This window comes from Massilia sp. ST3 (assembly GCF_018119405.1).
Classification (GTDB): domain Bacteria; phylum Pseudomonadota; class Gammaproteobacteria; order Burkholderiales; family Burkholderiaceae_D; genus Telluria.
In genome coordinates this window covers 75,302-88,884 of sequence record NZ_JAGPWC010000002.1, presented here as the reverse complement: position 1 = coordinate 88,884, position 13,583 = coordinate 75,302, and the positions used below count along the sequence as shown (strand labels likewise).

Genomic DNA, 13,583 nt, shown 5'->3' with positions numbered 1-13,583 from the left:
CGATTATAGACCGTGGGCGGCCCCCGCCCGGGCAATTAGCGCTCGATCGACAGCGCCAGGGTTTCCTTCAGCTCTTCCATCACCACGTAGCTCTTCGACTGCCCGGCGTCGGCCACGTGCAGGATCTCGCCCAGCAGGCGGCGGTACTCGGACATCTCGGGAATGCGCGCCTTGATCAGGTAGTCGAAGTCGCCCGAGACCAGGTGGCATTCCAGCACTTCGGGGATGGCGAACATGGCGCGCTTGAAGCGGTCGAAGGCCTTCTCGGATTTCTGGTGCAGGGTGATCTCGACGAACACCAGGATCTGCAGGCCTAGCGCCTGCGGATTGACGCGCGCATGGTAGCCGCTGATCACGCCGTCGCGCTCCATGCGCTTGACGCGCTCGATGCAGGGCGTGAGCGACAGGCCCACCTGCTCGGCCAGGTCCTTCATGACGATGCGCCCGTCCTGCTGGAGGATGGCCAGGATGTGCAGGTCGATCCGGTCCAGGATGCGGGTCGAGGCTTTTTGCACGCGCATGAAGTTTTCCCAAAAACGAGTGTATTAACAGAAACAATTATGGCAGCACCCACGCTACCATGGCAACCTTTCCTAAAAATCTTTTCTCTTGTCGAGGAAGCCATGCAAGTCATCGTGCTGGGCAGCGGAGTGGTCGGCGTCACCACCGCATACTATCTGGCGAAAGCCGGCCATGCCGTCACCGTCATCGACCGCCAGCCCGGTCCCGCCCTCGAGACCAGCTTCGCCAATGCCGGCCAGATCTCGCCCGGCTACGCCTCGCCCTGGGCCGCGCCCGGCATTCCGCTGAAGGCCGCCAAGTGGCTGTTCCAGCGCCATGCGCCGCTGGCGATCCGCCCGGACGGCAGCCTGTTCCAGCTCGCATGGATGTGGCAAATGTATAAGAACTGCTCGGCCGACCGCTATGCGGTGAACAAGGAGCGCATGGTGCGCCTGGCCGAGTACAGCCGCGACTGCATGCGCGCCCTGCGCCAGGAAACCGGGATCGCCTACGAAGGCCGCCAGCAAGGCACCCTGCAGCTATTCCGCACCCAGGCCCAGTTCGACGCCGCCGGCAAGGACATCGAAGTGCTCAAGAGCGCGGGCGTGGCCTACGAACTGCTGGCCCGCGAACAGCTGGCCCAGGCCGAGCCGGCCCTGGCCCACGTGCGCGAAAAACTGGTCGGCGGCCTGCGCCTGCCGAACGACGAGACCGGCGACTGTCAGCTGTTCACCACCCGGCTGGCCGAGATGGCGCGCGCCCTGGGCGTGCGCTTCGAGTACGGCGTCGAGATCCGCAGCCTGGTCGAGACCGGCGGCCAGGTCAGCGGCGTCGTCACCGACAAGGGCACCCTCACCGCCGACCGCTACGTGCTGGCCCTGGGCAGCTACTCGCGCCTGCTGCTGCAGCGCTGGTTCCCGTTGCCGGTCTATCCGCTCAAGGGCTACTCGATCACCGTGCCGATCACGGACGCCGCGCGCGCGCCGGTATCGACCATCCTCGACGAGACCTACAAGATCGCCGTCACCCGCTTCGACGACCGCATCCGCGTGGGCGGCATGGCGGAAATCGCCGGCTACAGCAAGGCGCTCAATCCACGCCGCCGCGAAACCCTGGAGCTGGTCGTGAACGACCTGTTCCCGGGCGGCGGCGACACCCGCCAGGCCAGCTTCTGGACCGGCCTGCGCCCCATGACCCCGGACAGCACCCCGATCGTGGGCGCCACCCCGCTGGGCAACCTGTTCGTCAATACCGGCCACGGCACCCTCGGCTGGACCATGGCCTGCGGCTCGGCCAGCGTGATCGCCGACCTGGTGGGCGGCAAGTCGCCGGCCATCCGCGCCGACGACCTGGCGGTGTTCCGCTACGCCGGCACGCCGGGCAGCGCACCGCAAGGCGGCCTGGTACAGGCGTGAACCCCATGCACGCCAGCGAGCTGGCGCGCGCCGGCGCCATCCTGACCGTCGACCTGGGCGCAATCCGCGCCAATTACCGGCTGCTGGCGGCCCAGGCGCCCGCTTCCACCTGCGCCGCCGTCATGAAAGCCGACGCCTACGGCCTGGGCATGGACCAGGTAGCGCCGGCCCTGGCCGACGAAGGCTGCCCGGTCTTCTTCACTGCCCACGTGGCCGAGGGCATGCGCCTGCGCCAGCTGGTGCCGGAAGACTGCGCCATCTACGTGCTGCACGGCCCGCCCGCCGGCACCGCGCCCGACTTCTACCAGTACGACCTGATCCCGGTGCTGAACGACCCGGGCCAGCTGCAGGAATGGCGCGCCAGCGCGCAGCGCCTGGGCCGCGCCTTGCCGGCCGCGATCCAGCTCGATACCGGCATGTCGCGCATGGGCTTCGCGCCGGCCGACCTGGCGGCGCTGTCCGGCGACGCCGGCTGGCTGGCGGGGCTGGACGTGAAGCTCGTGATGAGTCACCTGGCCTGCGCCGACGAGGCCGCGCATCCCCTCAACGAGCGCCAGCGCCGGCGCTTCGAGCAGCTGCGCGAAATCCTCCCCGGCGTGCCGGCCAGCCTGGCCAATTCCTCGGGCGTGTTCCTGGGCCCGGCCTACCACTACGACCTGCTGCGTCCGGGCGCGGCCCTGTACGGCATCAACCCGCATCCGGGCCAGCCGAACCCGCTGCGCCAGGCGGTGAGCCTGGCGGCGCGCATCGTCCAGGTGCGCACGGTCGCGGACGGCGACATCGTCGGCTATGGCGCGCGCTATGTCGCCAGCGGCCCGCGCCGCATCGCCACCATCGGCATCGGCTACGCCGACGGCTGGCTGCGCGCCCTGAGCGGCCATTCCCAGGCCTTTGTCGACGGCGTCGCGGTTCCCTTCGCCGGCACGGTATCGATGGATTCGATCACGCTCGACGTCACCGGCCTGCCGCAAGCGCGCGTGGCGCCGGGGCGGACGGTCGACCTGCTGTGCGCGCAACAGGACGTCGACGCGGTCGCGGCCCAGGCCGGCACCATCGGCTATGAGCTGCTGACCCGCCTGGGGCGGCGCTTCCATCGCCACTACGTCCCATGCGGCTAGGGCGCCGCGGGCACCCTTTCCCTCAGACCGCGGCAGCTTCGATCCCCTACCCGGCGGAACTCACACTTAATTGTTGATTAATTGGCATGCTTGAGTAAGTATATGTAGTCACAGCGTGCGGTGATGCGCGGGACCACATAGGGGAATTGACGACATGGCATCCATTCGGCGGAGCGTCCAGCGAATTGCACTGGCGCTGGGACTCGCACTACTGGCTTCTTGCACCACCATCAACACGCCGACGGTTGCCCAGATCGTTCCCGACCCGCCCTTGTTCATGGTGGCGCACCCTCTGCGGTTCACACCCACGAACAGTGCCAGCCGCATCCAGGTGCCGGCCGGTTTCGTCACCGACCTCGCCAGCATTCCGCCCCAACTGTGGTGGTGGCAGGCGCCGCATGGAAAAACCATGGCCCCGGCGATCGTCCATGATTATCTGTATTGGCAGCAAACCTGCTCCAAGGACGAAGCGGATGCGGTGTTCTACGTCTTGTTGCGCGAACTCGGCATGGGTCACTTCGAGGCGAAGGCGATCTATATCGGTGTCCGTACGTCGGAGGCCGACGAGTCGTGGGAGAAGAACAAACATGCCCGCGGGGGCGGCGAAGTCCGGTTTTTCACTCGCCAGTACGCGGACTTCCTCCTCGAGCAGGACGTCAAGCCTGGGCGCAGCCTGCAAACCATCCAGCGCGAAGCGGCAATCCGCGGCGGCGCCCTGACGCCGCTGTCCGCAGACGCTGAAGTAAAAGCAGCGTGCCAGGCAAGCGTGCGCGAATTCGAACGCCTCGGCGGTGCGTGATGTCCTTTACCAAGGGAGTGGAATCGCCGCGCCCGCGGCGTCCACCACCGGCACCGGCGACACCGACAGGATGCCGTACAAGGTAAGCGGCTCGTCGCCCGTATTCACGATCTGGTGCAGCTCGTTCGGCTGGCACAGCAGCACCGTGCCGGCCGTGCACGGCGTCTCGGTTCCCGCGTAGCGCATCGTCCCCTGTCCTCCTGTAAACACCACCACTTCCTCGCAGTCGTGGCGGTGCAGCGGGGTCGCGCTGCCCGGCGCCAGCGCCTGCCGCCAGACCTCGAAGGACGCGATCCCGCCTGCGCGCGAAGCAAGGGTCTGGTGCCGGATGCCGGGCAGTTCGAGCATCGGGATCGAATCGACATGGCGCACTTGCATGGCCTGCTCCTTTCGCTGGTAGAGTGGAATGGAGCGGATTATCCGCGCACGGCGGCCTACCGGGAACGGCACAACATGGCGAAACCATCTGGACACAAAGTCAAACTCGGCGCCCAGGACCTGATCAAGCAGCGCTGTTTCGTGCACACCGTGCGCACCGGCGGCATCACCAGCGCCGCGCGCCTGCTGGGCCTGACGCCCTCCGGGGTCAGCAAGAACATCGCGCGGCTGGAAGCGGAACTCGGGGTGCAGTTGCTGGCGCGCGACAAGCGCCACATGGTGGCGACCGGGCGCGGCCAGGAAGCCTTCGAGGCGTATTCGGCGCTCCTGGCCCAGCTCGACCAGGTGCAGGAAGAGCTGGCCGCGCCCGCCGCGCTGGCCGGGGAGCTGGGCCTGTCGCTTCCAGGCGGCTGCCTGCCCTGGCTCGCGCCGCTGCTGGCGCGCTACCGCGCCGCCCATCCGATGGTGGCGCTGCGCCTGAATGTCAGCGACGGCCACAGCGACCTGGTGCGCGACCGCAACGACCTGGCGCTGCGCTTCGGCCGCCTCAAGGACAGCAGCGTGCGCGCCCTCGGCCTGGGAGCCACGCCGCTGGTGGTCTGCGCCAGCCCGGCTTACCTGACGCGCGCGGGCGTGCCGCGCCAGCCGGCCGAGCTCGCGGAGCACGAAGGGATGCTGTTCCGCCTGCCGGAGACCGGGCGCCCGCGTCCGCTGGAGCTGGCGCCGGAGTCAGGCGCCTGGCGCGCGGTGGCCGTCATCGACGACGGCCAGTCGCTGGTGCATGCGGCGCTGGCAGGCTTCGGCCTGATCCAGGCGCCGCTGCTGCTGGTGCAGGCCGAGCTCGACGCCGGGAGGCTGGTGGAAGTGCTGGCGGCGCACCGGCCGCCGCCGCTGGAGGTCAACCTGCTGTTTTCCAGTCACGCCTGGCTACCGGCGCAGACGCGCGCCTTCATCGACTTGGCGCGCGAGCACTTCGGGATCGGGCGAGCGCCCTAAAAAACCGGAGGCGGGTCCTAGCGCGCGGCGCGCTGGGCCAGGCGGCGGATCACCGCAGGCGACACCGAGTCGGCGCCGCGATTCATGCGGTAGAGGGCCCAGACTTCATTCGAAGCGGTGAACAGCCCGCGCACGGCGTCCAGGGCGGCGCGTGCGAAACCGGTGGATGAGGAGGAGGCGTGGAGGCTCGAGGTCGACATGATCGGATTCCGTTGTGCGGTGGAGATGACTCCAGTATGCGCCCTCCCAGATAGAAATCAAATTGCGATCCATGATGATTGCCATTCACATTCCAACTATCTCTGCACCTCTTCCTATTCCAACGTTATCCATCACGCATGGCTTGCGATGTATTTGGGCAACAAATCTGGTAATTGGGAAACATACGCCTGAAATTCGATATACTCACCAATTATCACGGTGATGCGCCCTTTCCCGCCGCTCACCGACCACCTGGCCTGGACTCCGCCGGAACCGATGCATCCGCCTTCGGGCGCAGGAGCCCTCGCGCCATCATGATCAAGTATTTTTCCACCTTCAAGTCCAAGTTATCCTTGCTCGTCACCGGCATGGTCCTGATCGCGGCCGTCGGGGTCGGCGGCATCTCGCTGCTGTTCGCCGACTTCCAGATCGAGCGCATGATCGCCAAGCAGGAGCTGCTGGCCCTGGGCGGCGCGGCCGCCTATATCGACAACGACATCCGCCACAAGCAGCAGCTACTGCGCGCCATCGCCGAGGAAGCGCAGACGCGCGCGCTGGGACCGGAGGATATCCAGGACCTGCTCGAGTCGCACGACAGCCTGCGTGATGAATTCATCAACGTCGCGTCCTACGATGCGCGCGGCGACCGCGTGGCCAGCCTCAAGAATCGCAAGGACAAGATCATCAACGTCAGCAAGCGGCCCTACTTCCAGCAAACCATGGCCACCCGCGACAGCGTGATCTCGGCCCCCTTCCGCAGCGCCCTGTCGAACCGCCCCGTGGTGTCGATCACCCAGCCGATCCTCGACCGCCGCGGCAACATCATCGCCATCCTGCTGGGCGGCATCGACCTGCTGCGTCCCTCCTTCGCGGACCAGATCGACGCCCTGCGCGCGGGCGAGGCGGGCTACCTGTTCATCGTGACCAGCGACGGCACCGTGGTGCACCACCCGAACAAGGCCCTGCTGCTGACCCGCCCGAACGAAGAGGCCCAGCCGGTGCTACACGCGGTGCGCGCCGCGCCGGAAGGCTGGCGCACCGACATGGTGGACGGGGGCTCGCGCGCCCTGGTGGCCCACCGGCGCCTGGCGCACGTCGACTGGATCATCGCCGTCTCCTATCCCTTGCGCAGCGCCTTCGAGCCCATGGTGTCGGTGCGCCTGAATTCCTTTGCCGCCGCCGGCCTGTTCACCGTGCTCGCCGGCCTGTTCGGCTGGGCGCTGGTGAAGATCCTGCTCGAGCCGCTCGACAAGCTGCAGCACAACATCGAGGCGCACGACGCCGGCGCCGCCGGCATCGAGGTGTTCGATACCCGCGAACGCGACGAGTTCGGCATGCTGAGCCGCGCCGTGTACCGGCTGTCGCGCCACCGCCAGCAATCGGCCCAGGACCTGGAGCGCAAGGCCACCACCGACGTGCTGACCGGCGCCTACAACCGGCGTATGTTCGAGGAATTCCTGCCCGCCGCGCTGGCGCGCAGCAGCCGCTCGGGCGAAGCCGTGGCCGTCGCCTTCCTCGACATCGACCATTTCAAGGACATCAACGACACCTGGGGCCATGCCGCCGGCGACGCCGTGCTGGTCGAATTCGCACGCCGGCTGGAAGGCGCCGTGCGCCTCACCGACACCGTGGCGCGCCTGGCGGGCGACGAGTTCGTCATCGTGTTCGAACAGCTCCAGGCGGCCGACGAAGCGCACCAGATCGGCCCCAAGATCCTGGCCGCGATGGCCCAGCCATTCGAGATCGACGGCAAGCTGCTGGACGTCACCGCCAGCGTCGGCCTCGCCGTCGCCACCCAGCACACCGCCATGGAGGCGATCATGCACGCGGCCGACCAGGCCTTGTACGGCGTCAAGGCGGCCGGACGCAACGGCTATGCGGTGAACCTGGTCGGCGCCGGCAAGCTGAACACGGTGCGCGCCAGGCCGCTCAGGCAGGCCCTTCCCTAGATGCCGGATCGGCCTGGACAGGCGGCGCCTGCCGGCGCCGGTAGCGGCAGAACAGGCACGGGGCGCAGGCGCGGGGGACGGGAACAGGGACTGGGCGCGGTGATGGCGTCGGCGCTCGCATGACGGCCTCCTGGAACAAGAAGAAAAATGATGCCAATGCGGCCATGCTGGACCTTCCCACCATGGCAAGGTCAAGCCGTTTTTCGCAGTGCCAGGGCTTGCCGGAGGCTGTCGCCGCCCGAAAACACCGTGCTATACTCGCCGCACCTATGACCCGCGCATTCAAGACCTTCCTGGTGTGGCTCCTGATGGCCGTGCTCCCGCTGCATGCGGTGGCCGCGGGCATCGGCATGTCCTGCATGCCCCAGCACCAGTCCATGCGCCATGCGGCCTCCGCTCCCGTCGCCGCCACCGCGCAGCACGATGCCGGCGAGGCGCATGCACACCACGGTCATCACGATGACGGCGCCGGCGCGCCGGCTGCAACTTCTGCGGCCGACATCGCCGACACCGCCGGCGGCGGCCATCCTGCGGACGACGGGGAGAACCATTCTTCCTGCAGCGCCTGCTCGGTCTTCTGCATCGGCGCGGTGGCCCCGCCCTCCGATTACGCTCCGCTCCTTCCCTTCGACGGCTCCGAGGCCGTCGTGATCGCGCCCGCCGCCTTTGCCGCGGGCTTCATTCCGGACGGCCCGCAGCGGCCTCCCCGGCGCCCCTCCGCCTGATCGACGCGGGACGGCTCCGTCCTCCCGCGTGCAAGCGCGCGCGCCCGGCGCGCGCCGTTACCGATTTCGAGGATGCAGCATGAAACTCACGCTTTGGGCCGCCATTGGCGCCCTGCTGGCCGCGCCGCTTGCCGCGCACAGCCAGCCAACCCGGCACGCCCCCGACCCGGCCGATCCGAACGCCGCCGTCGCCCCGCTGGTGTTCGAGTCCGTCATCGCCGTGCCACCGGCACGAGACGAGGCCGCACGGACACCCGACCAGCGCTGGCGCGCGGCCAACGACGCGGCCGGCGGCCTGCCCGGACACACCCATGACAAGGGCTTGCCGCCGCCCCCCGACCCGGCCCCCGCCGGCCACGGCAAGCATCACCACGCCGGGGGAAAACAATGAACGCCGCTTCCCCAACACCTGCGCCGCGCGCCGTCTGCGCCGCCGTGCTGGCGCTTGCGCTGGGCGGCTGCGCGAGCTTTTCGCAGGACGGCGGCGTGGATGCCGTCTCGGCCATGACGGCCGAGCGCACCGGCCAGGATGTCCGCCTGCCTGCCGCCAGCCGCGCCGAACAGGCCGAGACCGCGGTCCAGGCCGAGCTTGCCCGCCTGCTGAAGGAGCCGCTGGGCGCGGACCAGGCCGTGCGCGTGGCCCTGCTCAACAACCGCTCGCTGCGCGCTTCGCTGGCCGGGCTGGGCGTGGCCGAAGCCGACCTGGTGCAGGCCGGCCGCCTCGCCAACCCGGGCTTCAGCTTCAGCCGCCTGTCCGGCGGCGCCGAAACGGAAATCGAGCGCAGCGTGATGTTCGACCTGGTCGGCCTGCTCACCATGCCGATCCGGCGCGACATCGAGGCGCGCCGTTTCGAGGGCGCAAAGCTGGTCGCCGCCACGGCCGCCGTGCAGCTGGCCGCCGACACGCGCAAGGCGTATTTCGAGGCGGTCGCGGCGAGGCAGTCGGCCAGCTACGCGCAGCAAGTCCATGAAGCGGCCCAGGCCAGCGGCGAACTGGCCCGGCGCATGGCCCAGGTAGGCCACCTCAGCGCTCTCGACCAGGCGCGCGAACAGGCCTTCTCGCTGGAAGCGGCGGCCGGGCTGGCGCGCGCCCGCCACCAGGCCCTGGCGGCGCGCGAACGGCTGGCGCGCCTGCTCGGCGTGTGGGGCGAGGCCGCCGACTTCACCCTGCCCGAGCGCCTGCCCGAGCTGCCGGCCGCGCCGCGCGAAGCCGGCAACATCGAGTCGCTCGCCATGCAGCAGCGCCTCGACTTGCGCCTGGCGCAGCTGGAGACCGCATCCACCGCGCGCGCGCTGGGCTTGAGCAAGGCCACCGGCTTCGTCAACGTGCTGGAAGCGGGCTACGCCAACACCAGCAAATCCGGCGCCCCGCGCGAGAACGGCTACGAGATCGAGCTGGCCCTGCCGCTGTTCGACTGGGGCGGCGCGCGCGTCGCCAGGGCCGAGGCCATCTACATGCAGGCGGTGCACCGCACGGCCGGCATCGCGGTCGATGCCCGCTCACAGGTGCGCGAGGCCTATTCCGCCTACCGCACGGGCTACGACATCGCGAAGCAGCATCGCGACCAGCTGGTCCCGCTGCGCAAGAAGATCTCGGAAGAAGTCCTGCTGCGCTACAACGGCATGCTGGTGAGCGTGTTCGAGCTGCTGGCCGACGCGCGCGCCCAGATCGCGGGCGTGAACGCGGCCATCGGGGCCCAGCGCGATTTCTGGATCGCGGAGACCGAGCTGCAGGCCGCCATCAGCGGCGCCGGCGGCGTCCCCTTGACCCTCGGCAGCGCGGTTCCTGCACCAGCCGCTCCCCAACATTGAACGAGGACACCGCATGACTTCCCGTCGCAACTTCTTTACCGGCGCGGCAGCGCTGGTGGGTGCGGGCCTGGTGAGCCGCGCCGCAGCAGCCACCCTGCCGGAGGCGCCGATCATGAACAGCGCCGCCACCCAGCCGCCCCCGCCGCCGCCCAACGGCCGTCCCTACAACCCGGTCGTCACCCTGAACGGCTGGTCCCTGCCCTGGCGCATGAACAATGGCGTCAAGGAGTTCCACCTGGTCGCCGAACCCGTGGTGCGCGAGCTCGCGCCCGGCATGAAGGCCAACCTGTGGGGCTACAACGGCCAGAGCCCGGGCCCGACCATCGAGGTGGTCGAGGGCGACCGGGTGCGCATCTTCGTCACCAACCGGCTGCCGGAGAACACCAGCATCCACTGGCACGGCCAGCGCCTGCCGAACGGCATGGACGGCGTCACCGGGCTGACCCAGCCGCCGATCGCGCCCGGCAAGACCTTCGTCTACGAATTCGTGGCGCGCCGCGCCGGCACCTTCATGTACCACCCGCATGCGGACGAGATGGTGCAGATGGCGATGGGCATGATGGGATTCTGGGTCACGCACCCGAAGAACCCGGCCCAGCATGCGGTGGACCGCGACTTCGTGTTCCTGCTGGGCTCCTACGCCATCGAGCCCGGGAGCTATACGCCGAGGGTCAACGAGATGCTGGACTTTAACCTCTGGACTTTCAACAGCCGCGTCTTCCCCGGCATCGACACGATGAACGTGCGCCAGGGCGACCGGGTGCGCATCCGCGCCGGCAACCTGACCATGACCAACCACCCGATCCACCTGCACGGCTACGAGTTCGAGGTCACGGGCACCGACGGCGGCTGGACCCGGCCCGAATCGCGCTGGCCCGAAGTCACGACCGACATCGCGGTGGGCCAGATGCGCGCCATCGAATTCATCGCCGACGCCCCCGGCGACTGGGCCTTCCACTGCCACAAGTCGCATCACACCATGAACGCCATGGGCCACGACGTGCCCAACCTGATCGGGGTCGACCACCGCGGCGTGGCGGAAAAGATCGCCAAGCTGGTGCCCGACTACATGGTCATGGGCGACAAGGGCGGCTCCATGGGCGACATGGAAATGCCGCTGCCGGAAAACACCCTGCCGATGATGACCGGCCAGGGCCCCTTCGGCGGCATCGAGATGGGCGGCATGTTCACCATGGTGAAGGTGCGCAGGGACCAGAAGCGCGGCGACTACCGCGACCCGGGCTGGTACAGGCACCCGGCCGGGACCGTCGCCTACGAGTGGAAGGGCGAGCCGCCCGCCGCCATCCGCGAGCACGGCCAGGCCGTGCCGGCCAAGGACGGCGGCGAGGCCGCGCTCACGGTCCGCAAACCGTCCGGCCACCACACCGGACACTGAACGTATTCCAACAACAACCGAGACAAACGAAAGGATTCACCATGAACGCATTCACCCGCTTCGCCGCCACGATCGTCCTGGGCGCCGCCTCCCTTGGCGCCAGCGCCCAGCACGGGGGCCATGAGGGCCACGGGCACCAGCATGGGCATGCCGCCGCCGAAGCCGCCACCTCCCTGGCGGACGCCGAAGTCAAGAAGGTCGACAAGGAGGCCGGCAAGATCACCCTGCGCCACGGCGAGCTGAAGAACCTGGGCATGGCGCCGATGACGATGGTGTTCCGCGTCAAGGACGCGGCCATGCTCGACGCGGTGAAAGCCGGCGACAAGGTCCGCTTCGCCGCCGAGCGCGCGAACGGGGCGCTGACCGTGGTCCAGCTGGAAGCGGCGCAGTAATCCCTCCCGCCAGGCTTTCATCCGGGTATCGAACGTAGCGCAAGCCGGCCTTGCGCTACCATTTTCCCTCATCAACCGAACGAGGAGAATCCCATGGCCGGATCTGAAATGGCGAACATCCAATCCTGCATCGAGGCCTGCGAGGACGCCTTGCGCGCCTGCCAGGCCTGCGTGGCCGGCGACCTGCGCGACGGCTCCACCGACTGCATCCCGATCAACCTCGATTGCGCCGACATCTGCGCCGCGACCCTGAATGTGCTGGCGCGCGGCTCCGCCCACCATGGAGACTTCTGCGCCCTGTGCGCCCATGTCTGCCGCGCCTGCGCCGCCAAGTGCGCCCAGCATGCGGCCATGCACAAGCACTGCGCCGAGTGCCAGGCGGCCTGCGAGCGCTGCGCGGCCGAATGCGACAAGCACGCGCGCGAACGCCATATTTAAATTCCGATTGCCAAGTTCTTGCTGTTTTAAAAGGCGCTGTCACCGCTGCGTGTGGAATTTGAACTGTCGGGTTCCATCGCAGTCCAACCGTGATCTCACGGACCAGCGGAGCGGCGATGGAAAAGCAGCGCTTTGCCAGATGGCTGAGGCAAGTTTCCGTACTGACCAGGCGCCAGCGTCTCCAGCTGATGGACGCCTTGCGGCCAGCCGTCGGGATGGACCGGGTGTGCGAGGCGATTGCGGGAGCGGACCCAGATCCCTGCTGTCCATCATGTCAGGCGCGGCGCTCCTACCGGCACGGTCACAGCCGGGGGGCTGCAGCGCTACCGTTGCCGCGCCTGCGGCAAGACCTTCACGGCCTTGAGCGGTACACCCTTGTCCCGGCTACGCCACCGCGCCAAGTGGCTCGATTATCTCGGCAAGATGCTCGACGCCGAAAGCGTACGGGCAAGCGCCAAGGCGGTCGAGGTCCACCGCAACACCAGCTTCCGCTGGCGCCACCGCTTTCTCGCACTCGCCAAGCATGACCGTCCGCAGCGGCTGGCAGGCATTGCCGAAGCCGACGAACTGTTCCTGCTGGAATCGCAGAAAGGATCGCGCAAGCTCGACCGGCCGGCGCGGCGCCCGGGTGGCGTCGCCTCGACCCGCGGCATCTCGCGCGAGCACGTGTGCGTGCTGGTCGCCCGCGACCGCACCGGCGGCACCCACGATTTTATTTCCGGACGTGGCGCCTTCACCAAGGATCAATTGCACCTGCATCTGCTCCCTGTGCTCGACCCCGATGTCCTGCTGGTGACCGATGGCCACCCGGCTTACCGCTCCTTCGCGCGCGAAGCGGGCATTTCTCATGGGTTCGTCAATCTTCGTGCCGGCGATCGGGTGCGCGGCGCCGTCCACGTGCAGAACGTCAATAGTTATCACCGCCGCTTCCGCCAATGGCTGGCGCGCTTCCATGGCGTCGCTTCACGTTACCTGCCGAACTGCCTGGGCTGTCAATGGGCGCTGGATGGAGCCCGCATCGCCACGCCGGAGCAGTTCTTGCGCACGGCGATTGGCGTCTTCGACACGTAACGGGCACAGCGCCCTTTAAAAAGTAGCAATTTCTTACAAAATCGGCATGGAACGGCGCGCGCTCGCGGGACTAGAATGGGCTATCGTCCCTATGGGAGCTGCCATGAAAACGCAGATCCGAGGCGCCGCGAAACGCCTGCTCATTTCGCTCCTGCTGGCTGGCGGACTAGGCGGCTGCGCCGTCTACGGCCCGCCGTATGCCGCTTACGATTCCTCCTACCCGTACGGCAGCCCGGCCTATGTCTACCCGCCGGTCTCCGTGGACCTGGGCTTCAGCTACTACGACCGCGGTCCGCGCTACCACGGCGGACACGGCTGGCACCACGGCGGCTGGCGCGGCCACCATGGCCGCGGTCATCACCGCGGCTGGGGACGCGGCCGGCACTGACGCC

Annotated in this window: 15 protein-coding genes and 1 pseudogene; 13 read left to right on the top strand and 3 right to left on the bottom strand. The window is 68.3% G+C overall.

All coding sequences use genetic code 11. From position 1 onward, the window contains the following. Positions 1-35: 35 nt before the first annotated feature. Positions 36-521, bottom strand: a complete 486-nt coding sequence (locus KBW98_RS01215; RefSeq protein WP_211518261.1) for a winged helix-turn-helix transcriptional regulator — start codon at positions 519-521, stop codon at positions 36-38. A 102-nt stretch (positions 522-623) separates the two neighbouring features. Here KBW98_RS01215 and KBW98_RS01210 point away from each other — a divergent pair, with 102 nt between their 5' ends. From KBW98_RS01210 to KBW98_RS01200, 3 genes are all read left to right on the top strand, one after another. After that, positions 624-1,916, top strand: a complete 1,293-nt coding sequence (locus KBW98_RS01210) for a D-amino acid dehydrogenase (protein ID WP_211518260.1) — start codon at positions 624-626, stop codon at positions 1,914-1,916. 5 nt (positions 1,917-1,921) lie between these two features. After that, on the top strand, positions 1,922-3,034 hold the full coding sequence (alr, locus tag KBW98_RS01205) for an alanine racemase (protein WP_211518310.1): 1,113 nt from the start codon (positions 1,922-1,924) through the stop codon (positions 3,032-3,034). A 154-nt stretch (positions 3,035-3,188) separates the two neighbouring features. Beyond that, the gene (locus tag KBW98_RS01200; protein ID WP_211518259.1) at positions 3,189-3,833 is read left to right on the top strand and encodes a DUF1353 domain-containing protein; all 645 of its coding nucleotides are present in this window, start codon (positions 3,189-3,191) and stop codon (positions 3,831-3,833) included. A gap of 6 nt (positions 3,834-3,839) precedes the next feature. Here the strand turns inward: KBW98_RS01200 and KBW98_RS01195 are convergent, their stop codons facing one another. After that, positions 3,840-4,211, bottom strand: a complete 372-nt coding sequence (locus KBW98_RS01195; protein WP_211518258.1) for a cupin domain-containing protein — start codon at positions 4,209-4,211, stop codon at positions 3,840-3,842. Positions 4,212-4,286: 75 nt separating this feature from the next. Between KBW98_RS01195 and KBW98_RS01190 the strand changes: the two genes are divergently transcribed. Beyond that, on the top strand, positions 4,287-5,207 hold the full coding sequence (locus KBW98_RS01190; RefSeq protein ID WP_211518257.1) for a LysR family transcriptional regulator: 921 nt from the start codon (positions 4,287-4,289) through the stop codon (positions 5,205-5,207). Between the two features lie 17 nt (positions 5,208-5,224). On the opposite strand, the gene KBW98_RS01185 is transcribed toward KBW98_RS01190, so the two are convergent. Next, on the bottom strand, positions 5,225-5,407 hold the full coding sequence (locus KBW98_RS01185; RefSeq protein WP_211518256.1) for a hypothetical protein: 183 nt from the start codon (positions 5,405-5,407) through the stop codon (positions 5,225-5,227). Positions 5,408-5,722: 315 nt separating this feature from the next. Between KBW98_RS01185 and KBW98_RS01180 the strand changes: the two genes are divergently transcribed. From KBW98_RS01180 to KBW98_RS01140, 9 genes and pseudogenes are all read left to right on the top strand, one after another. Further along, positions 5,723-7,357, top strand: a complete 1,635-nt coding sequence (locus KBW98_RS01180) for a sensor domain-containing diguanylate cyclase (RefSeq protein WP_211518255.1) — start codon at positions 5,723-5,725, stop codon at positions 7,355-7,357. Positions 7,358-7,626: 269 nt separating this feature from the next. Continuing rightward, positions 7,627-8,082: a hypothetical protein gene (locus KBW98_RS01175; protein WP_211518254.1), complete on the top strand. Its 456-nt coding sequence runs from the start codon at positions 7,627-7,629 to the stop codon at positions 8,080-8,082. A 79-nt stretch (positions 8,083-8,161) separates the two neighbouring features. Next, positions 8,162-8,473 carry a hypothetical protein gene (locus KBW98_RS01170; protein WP_211518253.1) on the top strand — a complete coding sequence of 104 codons (312 nt, stop codon included), beginning with the start codon at positions 8,162-8,164 and terminating at the stop codon, positions 8,471-8,473. Continuing rightward, positions 8,470-9,894 (top strand): TolC family protein, encoded by a 1,425-nt coding sequence (locus KBW98_RS01165; RefSeq protein ID WP_229428905.1) that lies wholly within the window; start codon positions 8,470-8,472, stop codon positions 9,892-9,894. Before KBW98_RS01170 ends, KBW98_RS01165 begins: the two co-directional genes overlap by 4 nt. 13 nt (positions 9,895-9,907) lie before the next feature. Beyond that, positions 9,908-11,290 carry a multicopper oxidase family protein gene (locus KBW98_RS01160; protein ID WP_211518252.1) on the top strand — a complete coding sequence of 461 codons (1,383 nt, stop codon included), beginning with the start codon at positions 9,908-9,910 and terminating at the stop codon, positions 11,288-11,290. Between the two features lie 41 nt (positions 11,291-11,331). Further along, the gene (locus KBW98_RS01155) at positions 11,332-11,682 is read left to right on the top strand and encodes a copper-binding protein (RefSeq protein WP_211518251.1); all 351 of its coding nucleotides are present in this window, start codon (positions 11,332-11,334) and stop codon (positions 11,680-11,682) included. Positions 11,683-11,775: 93 nt separating this feature from the next. Next, positions 11,776-12,120, top strand: a complete 345-nt coding sequence (locus tag KBW98_RS01150) for a four-helix bundle copper-binding protein (protein ID WP_211518250.1) — start codon at positions 11,776-11,778, stop codon at positions 12,118-12,120. A 116-nt stretch (positions 12,121-12,236) separates the two neighbouring features. Continuing rightward, positions 12,237-13,191, top strand: a pseudogene (locus KBW98_RS01145) (IS1595 family transposase). Between the two features lie 103 nt (positions 13,192-13,294). After that, the gene (locus KBW98_RS01140) at positions 13,295-13,579 is read left to right on the top strand and encodes a hypothetical protein (RefSeq protein WP_211518249.1); all 285 of its coding nucleotides are present in this window, start codon (positions 13,295-13,297) and stop codon (positions 13,577-13,579) included. Positions 13,580-13,583 lie beyond the last annotated feature (4 nt).

Bases quoted from the DNA above. Each gene is read 5' to 3' on its own strand.
- KBW98_RS01180 (WP_211518255.1), top strand. From the start codon at position 5,723: ATGATCAAGTATTTTTCCACCTTCAAGTCCAAGTTATCCTTGCTCGTC.
- KBW98_RS01200 (WP_211518259.1), top strand. From the start codon at position 3,189: ATGGCATCCATTCGGCGGAGCGTCCAGCGAATTGCACTGGCGCTGGGA.
- KBW98_RS01165 (WP_229428905.1), top strand. From the start codon at position 8,470: ATGAACGCCGCTTCCCCAACACCTGCGCCGCGCGCCGTCTGCGCCGCC.
- KBW98_RS01155 (WP_211518251.1), top strand. From the start codon at position 11,332: ATGAACGCATTCACCCGCTTCGCCGCCACGATCGTCCTGGGCGCCGCC.
- KBW98_RS01190 (WP_211518257.1), top strand. From the start codon at position 4,287: ATGGCGAAACCATCTGGACACAAAGTCAAACTCGGCGCCCAGGACCTG.
- KBW98_RS01160 (WP_211518252.1), top strand. From the start codon at position 9,908: ATGACTTCCCGTCGCAACTTCTTTACCGGCGCGGCAGCGCTGGTGGGT.
- KBW98_RS01215 (WP_211518261.1), bottom strand. From the start codon at position 521: ATGCGCGTGCAAAAAGCCTCGACCCGCATCCTGGACCGGATCGACCTG.
- KBW98_RS01175 (WP_211518254.1), top strand. From the start codon at position 7,627: ATGACCCGCGCATTCAAGACCTTCCTGGTGTGGCTCCTGATGGCCGTG.
- alr (WP_211518310.1), top strand. From the start codon at position 1,922: ATGCACGCCAGCGAGCTGGCGCGCGCCGGCGCCATCCTGACCGTCGAC.
- KBW98_RS01210 (WP_211518260.1), top strand. From the start codon at position 624: ATGCAAGTCATCGTGCTGGGCAGCGGAGTGGTCGGCGTCACCACCGCA.
- KBW98_RS01150 (WP_211518250.1), top strand. From the start codon at position 11,776: ATGGCCGGATCTGAAATGGCGAACATCCAATCCTGCATCGAGGCCTGC.
- KBW98_RS01195 (WP_211518258.1), bottom strand. From the start codon at position 4,211: ATGCAAGTGCGCCATGTCGATTCGATCCCGATGCTCGAACTGCCCGGC.
- KBW98_RS01140 (WP_211518249.1), top strand. From the start codon at position 13,295: ATGAAAACGCAGATCCGAGGCGCCGCGAAACGCCTGCTCATTTCGCTC.
- KBW98_RS01170 (WP_211518253.1), top strand. From the start codon at position 8,162: ATGAAACTCACGCTTTGGGCCGCCATTGGCGCCCTGCTGGCCGCGCCG.
- KBW98_RS01185 (WP_211518256.1), bottom strand. From the start codon at position 5,407: ATGTCGACCTCGAGCCTCCACGCCTCCTCCTCATCCACCGGTTTCGCA.